Source organism: Streptomyces sp. NPDC006326, from assembly GCF_040612915.1.
Lineage (GTDB): Bacteria > Actinomycetota > Actinomycetes > Streptomycetales > Streptomycetaceae > Streptomyces.
In genome coordinates, this window is sequence record NZ_JBEXRC010000087.1 from 1 (window position 1) to 12,962 (window position 12,962).

Annotated in this window: 12 protein-coding genes; 5 read left to right on the forward strand and 7 right to left on the reverse strand. The window is 73.1% G+C overall.

Annotated elements, in window-relative coordinates:
* Positions 1 to 355: 355 nt before the first annotated feature.
* Complete coding sequence (locus tag ABZ128_RS34640) at positions 356 to 1,747, forward strand: nucleobase:cation symporter-2 family protein (protein WP_356853768.1); 1,392 nt, start codon at positions 356 to 358, stop codon at positions 1,745 to 1,747.
* A gap of 160 nt (positions 1,748 to 1,907) precedes the next feature.
* A complete protein-coding gene (locus tag ABZ128_RS34645) occupies positions 1,908 to 2,462 on the forward strand; it encodes a hypothetical protein (RefSeq protein ID WP_356853769.1) in 555 nt (184 codons plus the stop codon).
* Here the strand turns inward: ABZ128_RS34645 and ABZ128_RS34650 are convergent.
* The 5 genes from ABZ128_RS34650 to ABZ128_RS34670 form a co-directional block, all read right to left on the reverse strand.
* Entirely contained in the window at positions 2,437 to 3,036 is a 600-nt protein-coding gene (locus tag ABZ128_RS34650; protein ID WP_356853770.1) for a 3'-5' exoribonuclease, read from the reverse strand. The genes ABZ128_RS34645 and ABZ128_RS34650 overlap by 26 nt on opposite strands.
* A gap of 59 nt (positions 3,037 to 3,095) precedes the next feature.
* A complete protein-coding gene (locus tag ABZ128_RS34655) occupies positions 3,096 to 4,283 on the reverse strand; it encodes a hypothetical protein (protein ID WP_356853772.1) in 1,188 nt (395 codons plus the stop codon).
* Between the two features lie 503 nt (positions 4,284 to 4,786).
* On the reverse strand, positions 4,787 to 6,406 hold the full coding sequence (aceB, locus tag ABZ128_RS34660) for a malate synthase A (protein WP_356853773.1): 1,620 nt from the start codon (positions 6,404 to 6,406) through the stop codon (positions 4,787 to 4,789).
* A 274-nt stretch (positions 6,407 to 6,680) separates the two neighbouring features.
* Positions 6,681 to 7,307, reverse strand: a complete 627-nt coding sequence (locus ABZ128_RS34665) for a nucleotidyltransferase family protein (protein WP_356853775.1) — start codon at positions 7,305 to 7,307, stop codon at positions 6,681 to 6,683.
* A complete protein-coding gene (locus tag ABZ128_RS34670; protein WP_356853777.1) occupies positions 7,259 to 7,465 on the reverse strand; it encodes a hypothetical protein in 207 nt (68 codons plus the stop codon). The genes ABZ128_RS34665 and ABZ128_RS34670 overlap by 49 nt, the downstream gene beginning before the upstream one ends.
* A gap of 87 nt (positions 7,466 to 7,552) precedes the next feature.
* Here ABZ128_RS34670 and ABZ128_RS34675 point away from each other — a divergent pair, with 87 nt between their 5' ends.
* Entirely contained in the window at positions 7,553 to 9,040 is a 1,488-nt protein-coding gene (locus tag ABZ128_RS34675; protein ID WP_356853779.1) for a PLP-dependent aminotransferase family protein, read from the forward strand.
* Positions 9,041 to 9,067: 27 nt separating this feature from the next.
* On the opposite strand, the gene ABZ128_RS34680 is transcribed toward ABZ128_RS34675, so the two are convergent.
* A complete protein-coding gene (locus tag ABZ128_RS34680) occupies positions 9,068 to 9,697 on the reverse strand; it encodes a response regulator transcription factor (RefSeq protein WP_356853781.1) in 630 nt (209 codons plus the stop codon).
* Positions 9,694 to 10,914 (reverse strand): sensor histidine kinase, encoded by a 1,221-nt coding sequence (locus ABZ128_RS34685; protein ID WP_356853783.1) that lies wholly within the window; start codon positions 10,912 to 10,914, stop codon positions 9,694 to 9,696. Before ABZ128_RS34685 ends, ABZ128_RS34680 begins: the two co-directional genes overlap by 4 nt.
* A 133-nt stretch (positions 10,915 to 11,047) precedes the next feature.
* On the opposite strand from ABZ128_RS34685, the gene ABZ128_RS34690 reads away from it, so the two are divergent.
* Both ABZ128_RS34690 and ABZ128_RS34695 read left to right on the forward strand, forming a co-directional pair.
* Positions 11,048 to 12,142: an ABC transporter permease gene (locus ABZ128_RS34690; RefSeq protein WP_356853784.1), complete on the forward strand. Its 1,095-nt coding sequence runs from the start codon at positions 11,048 to 11,050 to the stop codon at positions 12,140 to 12,142.
* On the forward strand, positions 12,139 to 12,834 hold the full coding sequence (locus tag ABZ128_RS34695) for an ABC transporter ATP-binding protein (protein WP_356853786.1): 696 nt from the start codon (positions 12,139 to 12,141) through the stop codon (positions 12,832 to 12,834). The genes ABZ128_RS34690 and ABZ128_RS34695 overlap by 4 nt, the downstream gene beginning before the upstream one ends.
* The last annotated feature ends 128 nt before the right edge of the window (positions 12,835 to 12,962 follow it).

Genomic DNA, 12,962 nt, shown 5'->3' on the forward strand with positions numbered 1-12,962 from the left:
ATCTCCCCGACGTCTTCGGCCTCGACCTCGGGCACCGCGCGGGCCCCGGCCGGGGCGGGGGCGGGGGCCCCCCCCCCCCCGCCCCCGGCCGCGGACCCGAGCGGGGTCCGCGGCAGCCGTTCCCGGGAAGCGCCTGAGGGACTTCCGAGGGCGCCCCCGGGAGCGGTGACTCGTGCCACTGCTCTCCCACGGCGGAAGACGACTCGGGCGAATCGTTTCCGCATGCCCTGATCCCGTAACACCCCGTAACGACCGCACCACCCACAACTGAACACCGTCTCGACTCGCAGAGCTTTCGCACCACCTCCATGACACCCACGTCCCTGCCGACGTGTTTAACCGACCGGAGGAAGCCGTGGCACCCACGCCCAGGTTTCGCAAAGACGCAGTCGCAGTACCGGAGGAGAAGCACCCGGTCGACGAGACCCTGCCTCCGCTGAAAATGTTCACGAGCGGTCTCCAGCACGTGGCCGCCATGTACGCGGGTGTCGTAGCCCCGCCCATGATCGTCGGCCCCGCCGTCGGACTCTCCGCCACCGAGACCGCCTTCCTGATGGGCGCCTCCCTCTTCACCGCAGGACTCGCCACGCTCCTCCAGACCCTCGGGTTCTGGAAGATCGGCGCCAAACTCCCCTTCGTCAACGGCGTCTCCTTCGCCGGTGTCACCCCGATGATCGCCATCGGCAAGGGGCAGGGTGACCACGCCGTCCCCGTCATCTTCGGCGCGATCATCGTCGCCGGGGTCATCGGCTTCTTCGCGGCCCCCTACTTCGGCAAACTGGTCCGCTTCTTCCCGCCCGTCGTCACCGGTACGGTCATCACCCTGATCGGCGTCTCCCTGCTGCCGGTCGCCTTCAACTGGTCCCAGGGCGGCAACCGCACCGCCACCGACTACGGGTCGATGAAGAACATCGGCATGGCCGCCGTCACCCTCGTGATCGTCCTGCTGATGCGCAAGTTCCTGCGCGGCTTCCTCCAGCAGATCGCCATCCTGCTCGGCCTGGTCGCGGGCACGCTCGTGGCGATACCGCTCGGCATGACCAGCTTCGACGCCGTCAAGAACGCCTCCGTGGTGGGGTTCCCGACCCCCTTCCACTTCGGCGCCCCGCAGTTCCAGGTCGCCGCCATCGTCTCGATGTGCATCGTCATGCTGGTCTGCATGACGGAGTCCACCGCCGACATCCTGGCCCTCGGCAGGATCGTCGGCCGCCCGGCGGACGCCCGGACCATCGAGGGCGGCCTGCGCGCCGACACCCTCGGCAGCGCGCTGAGCCCGCTGTTCAACGGGTTCATGTGCAGCGCCTTCGCCCAGAACATCGGCCTGGTGGCGATGACCAAGGTGCGCAGCCGGTTCGTCGTGGCCGCGGGCGGGGTCATCCTGATCGTGCTCGGCCTGTGTCCTATGGCGGCCTCGGTCATCGGAGTGGTCCCGCTGCCGGTCCTCGGCGGCGCCGGGATCGTGCTGTTCGGCTCGGTGGCGGCCAGCGGGATCCAGACCCTGGCCGGCGCGGCCATGGAGAAGGGCGAGAACGCCCTGATCGTGGCCGCCTCCGTGGGCATCGGCCTGATCCCGATCGCCGCGCCCGACTTCTACCACGCCTTCCCCAAGGACCTGCTGGTCGTCCTGGACTCGGGGATCAGCACCGGCTGCGTGGTGGCCATCGTGCTGAACCTGGCCTTCAACCACCTGGGAGCCAGGCGCTCCGCGAACGCCGATCCGGTCCCGGACCCGCTGCCGGTGCACTAGCTCCGCACGGCCGCACGGTACGGCGGTGCGTACGCCACCCACTGCGGGCGTGGCGTACGCACTGCCGTCTTCCGTGCGGCCGGGCCTTGTGCGGGAGGCAGACTTGACGGCCGGGGCCGTGCGCGGAGGGCATGCGGCGGGGGAAGTCCACGGGGGGCCGATGGAACTCGGATCAGTACTCATCGCGGTGGCGGGCGTTGCGGGCACCCTGGGCGGAGCGCTGCTCACCCAGCGCGGCGCGGAGCGCGCCAAGCGCCGGGAGATCGAACTGGTGCGTGTCCACGAGGAGACACGCGAAAGCCTTTCGCTGCGGCGCACCTGCTATGCGGAACTCAACCGCGACGCCCGGCAGTTCACCACAGCGCTCAACCGCCACCTGCACATCATGGCGGAGCGCGGTGTACAGCCGGCCGACAGCGAGGTGCTCGACGAGGCGAAGACCGCCCACCGCGACCGGTACTCGGAAGCGCAGATGATCGCCCCCGACGCCGTACTGATGTGCGCGAGCGCCGTCAACAAGGCCTTGAACGAGGTCTACGGCCAGGTCAAACGCCTCGAACGCGGCGCCCCCGGACCGGGCGAGACGCTGGAGGGCGCGGCCCGGGCCCAGTACAAGGTCTGGGAGCTGCTGCGGGGCATGAGAGCCGCCATGCGCCGCGACCTCGGGGTGTCGCAGGAAGCAGAAGGGGTCACGTCCCCGGCTCCCACAGCATGAGGTTGCTCATCAGCTCGGCCTGTTCGACGGCGTCGTCGAGGGCGTTGTGGGTGTGGCGGCGGGTGGAGCGGAGTTCTCTCGGCATCCGGCCCTTGACGGCCGCCCGGAGGGGGACTGCCGCCTTCGTCGCGTAAAGGGTCTTCATGTCGAGGCAGCCGGAATGCCCGAAGGGGCTGTCGCCGCCGAAGCGCATGAGGTACCAGTACAGGAACGTCCAGTCGAAGGGGGCCGGGTACCCGCACATCACCGGCTGCGCCCCCGCCGCCGCGGACAGCTCCCGGACCCAGGCGCGGAACGCGTCCATGGCCGCGGCCGGGTCCGTGCCCTCGCGCCGGAGGCGCTCGCGGTCCAGTCCGCTGACGGCGAGCGCCTCGGGCACGTAGTCGTCGCTGATCGGGCTCAACTCGCGGTAGAAGGTGTCCTGTTCGGGATCGGCGGCCGTATACGACGCGCCGTCCTGACGGCCCGCGACGGCGGCGCCGAAGCTGATCATCGAGTACGGGCCGGGAATGGGGCCGTCGGCTTCGACGTCCACGGAGATGTAGAGGTTAGGGCGTGCGGTGCGGGCTGACATGCACCGGAGCATGGCAGCCCGTACCGCCCTCGCTCACCTGGTTAAACGGTGGCCGGAGCTCAGGAGGCGGGGGAGAGGTACATCCCGCTCTGGTCCGCTCCCGCCGTGTTCTTGCAGCCGACGCCGGCGGTGGCGGGCTGGGCCACGGCCAGGGCGAGGCAGCGGCCGACGGCGAGCTGGCCGAAGTGGTTCGGGTGCATGGACTCCTGTACGAGCCCCTGCGTCTCGCTGCTGTCGATCCAGCGCGCCCACTCGCTCGTCTTCGCCGACGCCGGGACCGCGGAGGTCACCTGCTTGCTCGCGGTGGCGCACACCTCGCGTCCCTGGAGCATGTCCCGCAGGTCCAGGAACTGCACGCCCTTGGCGGCGGCCACCGCCTTGAGGCGGTTCGCGAGCTGCGGCACGAGCGAGTCCCGCGCCCAGTCGGAGTCCCTGTTCCAGAAGGGGCATCCGCCGGTGTTGAGCCGGCTCCAGTCGCTCTGGGGGTAGCGGTTCTCGGCGCCGCGCGGTATGGGCGAGGGGTAGGACTGCAGGACGATCCGGTACGAGGAGTCGGTGTACCCGGCGCCCCGCATCACGGCCCGGATCTCGTCGACGGACTTGCCGACGCCGGCCATGACCCCGTCGATCTTCTGGTCGACGTCGTACTGCTGGTCGTCGTAGCAGTACGAGTTCCAGAGCACGAAGTCGTACGCGCACTCCTTGATGATGTCGGCGAAGCCGAGGTCGTTCCCGCCGATGGACAGGGCGATGACCTTGACGTCGTTCGCGGCGGCCACGGCGGCGAGCTGATCGGCCTGCGGGGCCTCGCCCTTGATGGCCACGCCGCCGTTGGAGGCGCGGAACACGTTCGCGGCGACCGCCCCGGAGCAGGCCAGGTTCACGGAGACGTCGGCGATCGGCCCGGCGCTCTTGACCTCGGCGGAGTCCGAGCGGTGGCAGCCGCCCGCCGTACCGCCGTACACCTTGGCGGGGTCGTAGGTGCTCCCGCTGACCCAGGCCCGGTCGGTGCCGTTCCTGCTGCCCGTGTTGGTGAGGCTGTTGCCCTTCCAGCGTCCGGCCTCCCCGGAGATGTAGCTGTCGCCCATGGACACCACGGCGGTGGGCCCGGCACCGGGCCCGGCCACGGCGGTCCCGGCACCGCCGACCAGCGCACTGACGGCGAGCGGTACGACCATCCCGGCTCCGGCGAGTCGTCGCACACGACGGGCGGCCCGGTTCTTGCTGGCGTTGCGGAATCCGATCACGACGGAACTCCTGCGTTCGGCCATGCCGAAAATCCGGACAAGTCCGGTACATGGCTGGGGAAGTGGGGGAGAACCGCCGGCCGGTGGCACCGGAAAGGTGACACGGCGCACGTTGTTACCGCTAGGTAGCCGCAGATTACGATGACGTAACGCCCGACCATTCGTTCGGGCGCGGAGCCGCTGGGTCCTGGCCGGAGCACGCCGTTGCCCCGTCGGTCATCCCCGCCGCCCAACGGGCCGCGCCCGCCTGGGTGGACGTCCGGCACGTGGAGGGGGGGCCGGGCGGCCTGCGCGGACTTCGCCCGTGGCTGCGGCAACGGCATCGGCCTGCGGGTCCGCGCCGCCGTCGGCGCCCGGGAGCGGGGCGCCGAGGAGATGGGCCGGTGCGTGGAGCGCCGGCAGTTGAGCGCGGCTCCGCCCCCGTGCCGGAACGGCAGCGGGGGCGGAGCCGGGTGAGGGGTCTTCGGCTGCTGTGCGAGGTCAGCCGAAGGCGGGGCGGGGCGTCAGCCGACGAGCTGGTCGTAGGCCGGGAGGGTCAGGAAGTCCGCGTAGTCCGCGTCCAGGGAGACCTGGAGGAAGAGGTCGTGGGCCTGCTGCCACTTGCCGGCCGTGAAGGCCTCCTCGCCGATCTCCGTGCGGATCGCGGCCAGCTCCTCCGCCGCGATCGTGCGGGTCAGCTCGGCGGTGGCCTGCTCGCCGTTCTCGAAGACGACACCGGCGTTGATCCACTGCCAGACCTGCGAACGGGAGATCTCGGCCGTCGCCGCGTCCTCCATCAGGCCGAAGATGCCCACGGCGCCCAGGCCGCGCAGCCAGGCCTCGATGTAGCGGATGCCGACCTGGACGGCGTTGCGCAGGCCCTCGTACGTGGGCGCGGCGTCCAGCGAGTCGATCGCGATCAGCTCGCCCGGGGCCACCGAGACGTCCTCGCGCAGGCGGTCCTTCTGGTTGGGCTTGTCGCCGAGGACCGCGTCGAAGGAGGCCATCGCGATCGGGACCAGGTCGGGGTGGGCGACCCACGAGCCGTCGAAGCCGTCGCCGGCCTCGCGGTCCTTGTCGGCCCGGACCTTCTCGAAGGCGATCCGGTTGACCTCGGCGTCCTTGCGGGACGGGATGAAGGCCGCCATGCCGCCGATGGCGTGGGCGCCGCGCTTGTGGCAGGTGCGGACCAGGAGCTCGGTGTACGCCCGCATGAACGGGGCGGTCATCGTCACCGCGTTGCGGTCCGGCAGGACGAACTTCTCCCCGCCGTCGCGGAAGTTCTTCACGATCGAGAAGAGGTAGTCCCAGCGGCCCGCGTTCAGGCCCGCCGCGTGGTCGCGCAGCTCGTAGAGGATCTCCTCCATCTCGTACGCGGCCGTGATGGTCTCGATCAGGACCGTCGCGCGGACCGTGCCCTGCGGGATGCCGACGTAGTCCTGGGCGAAGACGAAGATCTCGTTCCAGAGGCGGGCCTCCAGGTGCGACTCCGTCTTCGGTAGGTAGAAGTACGGGCCCTTGCCGAGGTCGATCAGGCGCTTGGCGTTGTGGAAGAAGTACAGGCCGAAGTCCACCAGCGCACCCGGCACCGGGCGGCCGCCGACCTGCAGGTGGCGCTCCTCCAGGTGCCAGCCGCGGGGACGCATGACCACGGTCGCGAGCTGCTCGGCGGGCCGCAGGGCGTAGGTCTTGCCCGAGCGCTCGTCGGTGAAGTCGATGCGGCGCTCGTAGGCGTCGATCAGGTTGAGCTGGCCGAGGACGACGTTCTCCCAGGTGGGGGCCGAGGCGTCCTCGAAGTCGGCGAGCCAGACCTTGGCGCCCGAGTTCAGGGCGTTGATGGTCATCTTGCGGTCCGTCGGGCCGGTGATCTCCACACGGCGGTCGTTCAGCGCGGCCGGGGCCGGCGCGACCTTCCAGTCGCCCTCGCGGACCTGTGCGGTGTCCGGGAGGAAGTCGAGGTGGGAGGTGCGGGCGATCTCGGCGCGGCGCTCGGCGCGGCGGGCGAGGAGCTCGTCGCGGCGGGGGGTGAACCGGCGGTGGAGCTCGGCCACGAAGGCGAGGGCCGCTTCGGTAAGGACCTCGTCCTGACGTGGCAGGGGTTCGGCGTCGACGATGGCCAGCGATGACGGCGCTGGTGCGGACATAACTGTCACTCCTTCAGCGGCGGTGCCTGGCGGCCGCGGGGGAATGCTCGCGCGAGACGGCACGCAGTGCCGTCGGGTGTGGAGAGTTCCGGAAAACGGTCGCGGGCGCCGTCTGGGGGTTCAGGGCGCTTCTGACCAGTGGATAGTAATTTCCTTATGGTGGAAGTTCAATGGTTTGTTGATGTCGAGATTCTCTGAGTCGACAGATTCCGCACCACCGTGGCCCTCAGTGCCATGGCGGTCACAGGCCGCTCAGGCCCGGCGCGGCCCGGGCTCAAGCCAGTCGTGCCAGGTCGGGCGGGGTGTCGATGTCGAAGGCCTCGGCGACGTCCCCGCACTCCACCAGCCTGAGCTCCTCCGCGTGATGTGTCAGGTGGACCCGCGCCCCCTTGTCCCCCTCCGCCGTTGCCGCGATGTCCGCCCACCGGTCCGCACCGAACAGCACCGGGTGCCCCCGCTCCCCGTCGTACGCCGCCGCCACCAGGCTCGTGGGGGAGCGGTACGCCTCCAGTACCCGGGCCACCGCCGCGGCCCCGATGCCCGGCTGGTCCACCAGCGAGACGAGCGCCGCGCCGGCCCCCGTACCGGCCAGCGAGGCGAGGCCCACCCGCAGGGAGGAGCCCATGCCCTGCGCCCAGTCCGGGTTGTCCACGAGCACACAGCCGGCCAGGTCCGCCCGCTCGCGGACCTCGGCGGCCGAGGCGCCGAGCACCACGTGCACGGGGTCGCAGCCCGCCTCGCGCAGCACCCGGACCGCGTTCTCGACGAGGGGGCGGCCGCGGTAGGGGAGCAGGGCCTTGGGGCGGCCGCCGAGGCGGCGCCCCCCGCCGGCCGCGAGGAGCAGGCCCGCGATCACGGGGCGAGCGGAGTGGTCTGCGCTGTGGTCTGTGGTGGCCGGCATGACAGCGATTCTCGCCCCTGCACCCCGCTGCGGGGCCTGCGTGCCAGAACCCGCCGTACGGCGGCCAGCGCGGCCCCGATCGGCAGCGGCTCGGCGATCCGGTTCTCGGCGGCGGTCAGCAGGGCTCGTTCGTCTCGGTCGGTCAGCGGGGTCGACATCGCGGATCTCCTTGCCAATCAGGGGCCAATACCGCGAGTCTGGACCCCGATTGGCCTGATAGGCAGAGCCAATCAGGGGAGGTTGGCATGGCAAACGGGCGAGTGGTCCAGACGGCGGACAGGACCATCGGGAGCCGCCAGCTCGCGGCGCTGCTTCCCGCCGAGGTGCTGGCCCGCCCCGGCTACCGGGCCCTGGCCGACGCCGTCCGGACCCTGATCCTCGACGGCCGGATCGCCCTGCACGTACGCCTGCCCGCCGAACGCGAGCTCGCCGAGGCGGTCGGCGCCAGCCGGGCCACCGTCACCGGGGCCTACGACCTGCTGCGCGAAAGCGGCTACGTCCGCAGCCGGCGCGGCTCCGGCACCTGGACCGAGCTCCCCGACGGCCACGGACCGGTCGGCGCCCACCTGCTGGTGGGCTCCGGCGGCTACCGGGCCGACGGGGAGCCGGGCATCGACCTCGCCATCGCCGCCATGGGCGCCCCCGGCCAGGCCCTGGCCGAAGCCCTCGCCTGGGCCGCGCCCCGGCTGCCCGGCCTCGCCCGCAGCCCCGGCTACCACCCCTTCGGCCTGCCCGACCTGCGCACCGCCGTCGCCGAGCGGTTCAGCCGGCGCGGGCTCGCGACCCGGCCCGAGCAGATCCTCGTCACCGCCGGGGCCCAGCAGGCCTTCGCCCTGGTGGTGAACCTGCTCTGCCGGGCCGGGGACCGGGTGGTCACCGAGAACCCCACGTACGCGAACGCCCTGGACGCCCTGCGGCACGCACGGCTGCGCACCGGATCGATCGCGGTGTCCGAGGCGGGCTGGGACATGGAGATCGCCGAGAGCACCCTGCGCCAGACCGTGCCGAGGCTGGCCTACGTGATCCCCGACTTCCACAACCCGACGGGGGCGCTGATGCCCGAGGAGCAGCGGCTGCGCCTGCTCTCGGCGACGCGCCGGACCGGAACCTGGCTGGTGGTCGACGAGACGATCGCCGACATCGCCCTGGACGTGCCGGCTCCGCCGCCGCTGGCCTCACTGGCTCCGCGGGGCGGGGCCGACCACGTGATCACCATCGGCTCGCTGAGCAAGACGCACTGGGGCGGCCTGCGGGTGGGCTGGGTCCGGGCCACCGAGAAAATGATCAACGAGCTGACGGCGGTCCGGGTCTCCTCGGACATGACCGGCTCGGTCCTCGACCAGCTGGTCGCCCTGCCCCTGCTGGACGGGCTGGAGCGGACGCTGCCCGCCCGGCTCGCGCAGCTGCGGACCCGGCGGGAGGCGCTGGTGCGCTCGCTCCAGCGGCACACCCCCGAATGGTCCTGGCAGCTCCCGCCGGGCGGCCTCTCGCTCTGGGTGGACCTCGGCGAGCCGGTCAGCTCCGCCCTCGCCGAACGGGCCGGCGCCTGCGGCGTGCACATCGGGAGGGGGGCCCGCTTCGGGGTGGACGCGGGCACCTTCGAGCACCGCATCCGGATCCCGTACACCCTGCCGCCGCAGGACCTGGACGAGGGCATACGCCGCCTCGCGGCCGCCTTCCACGAGGGGGTCCCGCTGACCCCGGCGGTGGAGCGTCCGCACTGGGTGGCCTGAGCGGCCGAGCGGCAGGTCCGCGCCGCCCTACGGGGTGCGGATCAGCCGGCGCGTCGCGGCCGCGGCCACCGCCGAGGTACGGGAATCGACGCCGAGCTTCGCGTAGATGTGGACCAGATGGGACTTGACCGTGGCCTGGCTCAGGAACAGCCGCTTCGAGATCTGCTGGTTCGACAGGCCGTCCGCGACCAGCTGGAGCACCTCCAGCTCCCGCTTCGTCAGCGCCGAGGCGGGCGTGCGCATACGGTCCATCAGCCGCAGCGCCACCGCCGGGGCCAGCGCCGACTGCCCGGCCGCCGCCGTGCGGACCGCGGCCGCCAGCTCCTCCGGCGGGGCGTCCTTCAGCAGGTACCCGGAGGCGCCCGCCTCCACCGCCGCCAGGATGTCCGCGTCGGTGTCGTACGTGGTCAGCACCAGCACGCGCGGAGCCCCCGGCCGGGCCGTGATCAGCGCCGTCGCCGCCGAGCCGTGCATCCCCGCGCCGAACTGGAGGTCCATCAGCACCACGTCCACCGGCCCGGACGCGGCCAGCTCCACCGCCCGCTCGGCGGTGGCGGCCTCCGCGACCACCGCGAAGTCCGCTTCCGTGTCCAGCACCGCGCGCAGCCCGGCCCGCACCACCGGATGGTCGTCGGCCAGCAGGAGCCGGATCGTCATGGGGCGGCCTCCAGGGGCAGCGGAAGGGTCACGGCCACGGCGGTGCCCTGGCCCGGTGCGGACTCCACGGTGAACAGCCCGCCGAGGCTCTCGGCCCGCGCCCGCATGGCCGGCAGGCCGAAACCGCCGTCCGCCGAGGGCTCCGGCCCGGGCAGCCTGCCGGCGGCGGCCGCGGGAGGGGCGAAGCCGTGCCCGTCGTCGACCACGTCCAGCGTGACCGAGGCGTCCATGAAGGTCAGCGTGATCTCCGCCCGCCCCGCCCCCGCGTGCCGCACCACATTGGCCAGCGCCGACTGCGCGATCCGCAGCAGGGCGACCTCGTACGGGGTGGGCAGCACCCGCGGGGTGCCGCTCAGGCTGAACCGCACCCGCGGCCCGGGCGCGGCCGTGCACAGCCGCTCCAGCGCACCGGCGAGGGAGCCGTGCTCCAGGTCGGGCGGGGTCAGGGCGCGTACGAAACGGCGCGCCTCGGCGAGGTTGTCCTGCGCCGCCCCGCGCGCCGCGCTGATGTGCTCCCGGGCCGCCGCGTCGTCCGGCAGGGTGCGCTCCGCCGCCCGCAGCAGCAGCTGGATCGAGGACAGCCCCTGCGCGAGGGTGTCGTGGATCTCCCGGGCCAGCCGCTCCCGCTCCGCGAGGATGCCGGCCCCCCGCTCGGCCGCCGCCAGTTCGGCGCGCGTGGTGATGAGCTCCTCGATCAGCTCGCGGCGCCGCTCGCTCTCCCGGTACAGCGCCTGGTAGCCCAGTACGGTGGCCACCGCCACCGCCCCGCCCAGCAGCGGCCCGAGGAAGGCCCCGGGCACCACCGCGCGGCTGTGCGCCAGGAAGCCGCCGATCGCCGCGCAGGCCGTCACGGCGACCGCCGCGACCCCCCAGCGCAGCCGCAACAGGTGCAGCTCCAGGAAGTACAGCGGGAACGCGATCCACAGGCCGTCGGGGGACAGGGCGAGCAGCCCCGCCCAGGCCGCGCCGAGCCCGGCCAGCCACACCGCCCCCGCGCGCGCGTCGCGCCGTACCGCCGGGGCCCGTACGCCCGCCAGGTAGACGGCGGCCAGCGCGGCGCAGGCCGCGACCACCCAGCCGGCGCGGGGCGCGGAACCGGTGACGGCCCGCCCGGCGGCCAGCGCGAGCAGCGCGAACAGCAGCGCGTGCAGGCACAGCCGCAGGACGCGGGAGACGGGAGTGAGGGGGCGCGGAGCGGGGGAAACCGGAAGAGCCATGGCCCGACCAGCGTACGTGCGCGCCGACGGGCCCCGGTCAATCGAAAGTTTGATGTCCGGATGCGTCCTTCGATACCGGGAACGCCACCGTGGCGCGATGCCCCGCACCCCCGGTGAAGACCAGGGTGGGGGCATGTTCGTCGCATGGAGAGATCTACGGTTCGCGAAGGGCCGCTTCGCCCTCATGGGTGCGGTGGTCCTGCTCATCACCTTGCTGGTGGGCCTGTTGTCCGGGCTCACGGCGGGGCTGGCCCGGGAGAACACCTCGGCCGTCACCGGCCTGCCCGCCTCGCACCTGGCCTTCGCCGCACCCGCCGGGGACCAGCAGGTGTCCTTCACCCGGTCCCAGGTGTCCGAGAAGGCCTGGCAGGCCTGGCGGGCGCAGCCCGGCGTACGGTCGGCGCAGCCGCTCGGAATCCGCACCACCGACGCCGCGGCGGGCGGGCGGACCGCCGCCGTCTCCGTCTTCGGCGTGGACCCGGCCGGCCCCCTGGCACCCCGCGGGAGCGGCCTCGCCCCGGGGCGGGCGGTCCTCACCGAGAAGGCCGCGCAGGAGCTCGGCGGCCTCACCGCTGGCGCCCGGCTGAGGATCGGGCCGCTCGACCTGACCGTGGCGGCCGTCTCCGGCACCGCCGCCTACAGCCACACCCCCGTCGTGTGGATGGACCTGGGCGACTGGCAGCGCCTCGGCAACCCCGCCGCCACCCCGGACACCCTCGCCACCGTGGTCGTCCTCGACGCGCCGGACGCCTCCGGCGCAGCCCTCGCGGCCGGCGACCGGGCCGCGGGCACCGAGGTGCGCACCGTCGACGAGGCGCTCGGCGCCATAGGGTCCTACCAGGCCGAGAACGGCTCGCTCCAGCTGATGCGCGGCTTCCTCTTCGCCATCTCCGCCCTGGTCATAGGGGCCTTCTTCACCGTGTGGACGATCCAGCGCAGTGCGGACGTCGCCGTGCTGAAGGCCCTGGGCGCCTCCACCCCGTACCTGCTGAGGGACGCCCTCGGCCAGGCCGTCGTCATGCTCGCCATCGGCACCGGGCTCGGTACCGCGCTCGCCGCCGGGTTCGGGGCGCTGATCAGCGGCGGCGACGTGCCCTTCGTCCTCGCCACCGCGACCGTGCTGGTACCCGCCGGGATCATGATCGTGCTCGGCGCCCTCGGCGCGGCCCTGTCCATCCGGCGGATCACCGCCGTCGACCCGCTGACCGCCCTCGGGAGCGCCCGATGACCCTGCTCGTGCACGACGTCACGCTCACCTACCCCGACGGGGAGGGCCGGCTCACCGCCCTGGACCGGGTCCGGCTGGAGGTGCCCGCGGGCACCCTGACGGCCGTGATCGGCCCGTCCGGCTCCGGCAAGTCCAGCCTGCTCGCCGTCGCCGCCACGCTGGTCACCCCCGACTCGGGGCAGGTGGTGGTGGCGGGCCGGGACACGGCCCGGCTCGGCGCCGCCGAGAAGTCGGCCCTGCGCCGCGAGGAGATCGGCATCGTCTTCCAGCAGCCGAACCTGCTGGCCTCGCTCACCGCGGCCGAGCAGCTCCAGGTCATGGCGCACCTCTCCGGCCGCCCGGCGCGGGCCCTGCGCCGCCGGGCCCTGGACCTGCTCGACGCGGTGGGCCTGGCCGACAAGGCCGACAAGCGCCCCCACCAGCTCTCCGGGGGCCAGCGCCAGCGGATCAACATCGCCCGCGCCCTGATGAACGAGCCGGCGGTCCTGCTGGTCGACGAGCCCACCAGCGCCCTGGACCACGAACGCGGAGCGGCGGTGCTCGACCTGCTCGTCACCCTGACCCGGGAGCGCTCCACGGCCACGGTCCTGGTGACCCACGACCACGCCCACCTGGACCGCATGGACCGCACCGCCACGATGACGGACGGCCGCCTCACGCTGACGGACAAGCAGCCGGCCCCGGCGCCCTGAGCCGCCCGCGGAGCCCTGTGCCGCCCCGGCCGCCCCCGGCCGCGCACGCCCCGGCCCCGGCACCCCTCGAAGCGGAGGGGTGGCGGGGGGGGGGGGGGGGTGTGGGGGGGCCGGCCCCGGACCCGCCC

What these genes read in the sequence shown, in the direction of transcription:
- ABZ128_RS34645 (WP_356853769.1), top strand. Translation starts at nt 1,908, where the DNA reads ATGGAACTCGGATCAGTACTCATCGCGGTGGCGGGCGTTGCGGGCACC.
- ABZ128_RS34650 (WP_356853770.1), bottom strand. Translation starts at nt 3,036, where the DNA reads ATGTCAGCCCGCACCGCACGCCCTAACCTCTACATCTCCGTGGACGTC.
- aceB (WP_356853773.1), bottom strand. Translation starts at nt 6,406, where the DNA reads ATGTCCGCACCAGCGCCGTCATCGCTGGCCATCGTCGACGCCGAACCC.
- ABZ128_RS34665 (WP_356853775.1), bottom strand. Translation starts at nt 7,307, where the DNA reads ATGCCGGCCACCACAGACCACAGCGCAGACCACTCCGCTCGCCCCGTG.
- ABZ128_RS34670 (WP_356853777.1), bottom strand. Translation starts at nt 7,465, where the DNA reads ATGTCGACCCCGCTGACCGACCGAGACGAACGAGCCCTGCTGACCGCC.
- ABZ128_RS34675 (WP_356853779.1), top strand. Translation starts at nt 7,553, where the DNA reads ATGGCAAACGGGCGAGTGGTCCAGACGGCGGACAGGACCATCGGGAGC.
- ABZ128_RS34680 (WP_356853781.1), bottom strand. Translation starts at nt 9,697, where the DNA reads ATGACGATCCGGCTCCTGCTGGCCGACGACCATCCGGTGGTGCGGGCC.
- ABZ128_RS34685 (WP_356853783.1), bottom strand. Translation starts at nt 10,914, where the DNA reads ATGGCTCTTCCGGTTTCCCCCGCTCCGCGCCCCCTCACTCCCGTCTCC.
- ABZ128_RS34690 (WP_356853784.1), top strand. Translation starts at nt 11,048, where the DNA reads ATGTTCGTCGCATGGAGAGATCTACGGTTCGCGAAGGGCCGCTTCGCC.
- ABZ128_RS34695 (WP_356853786.1), top strand. Translation starts at nt 12,139, where the DNA reads ATGACCCTGCTCGTGCACGACGTCACGCTCACCTACCCCGACGGGGAG.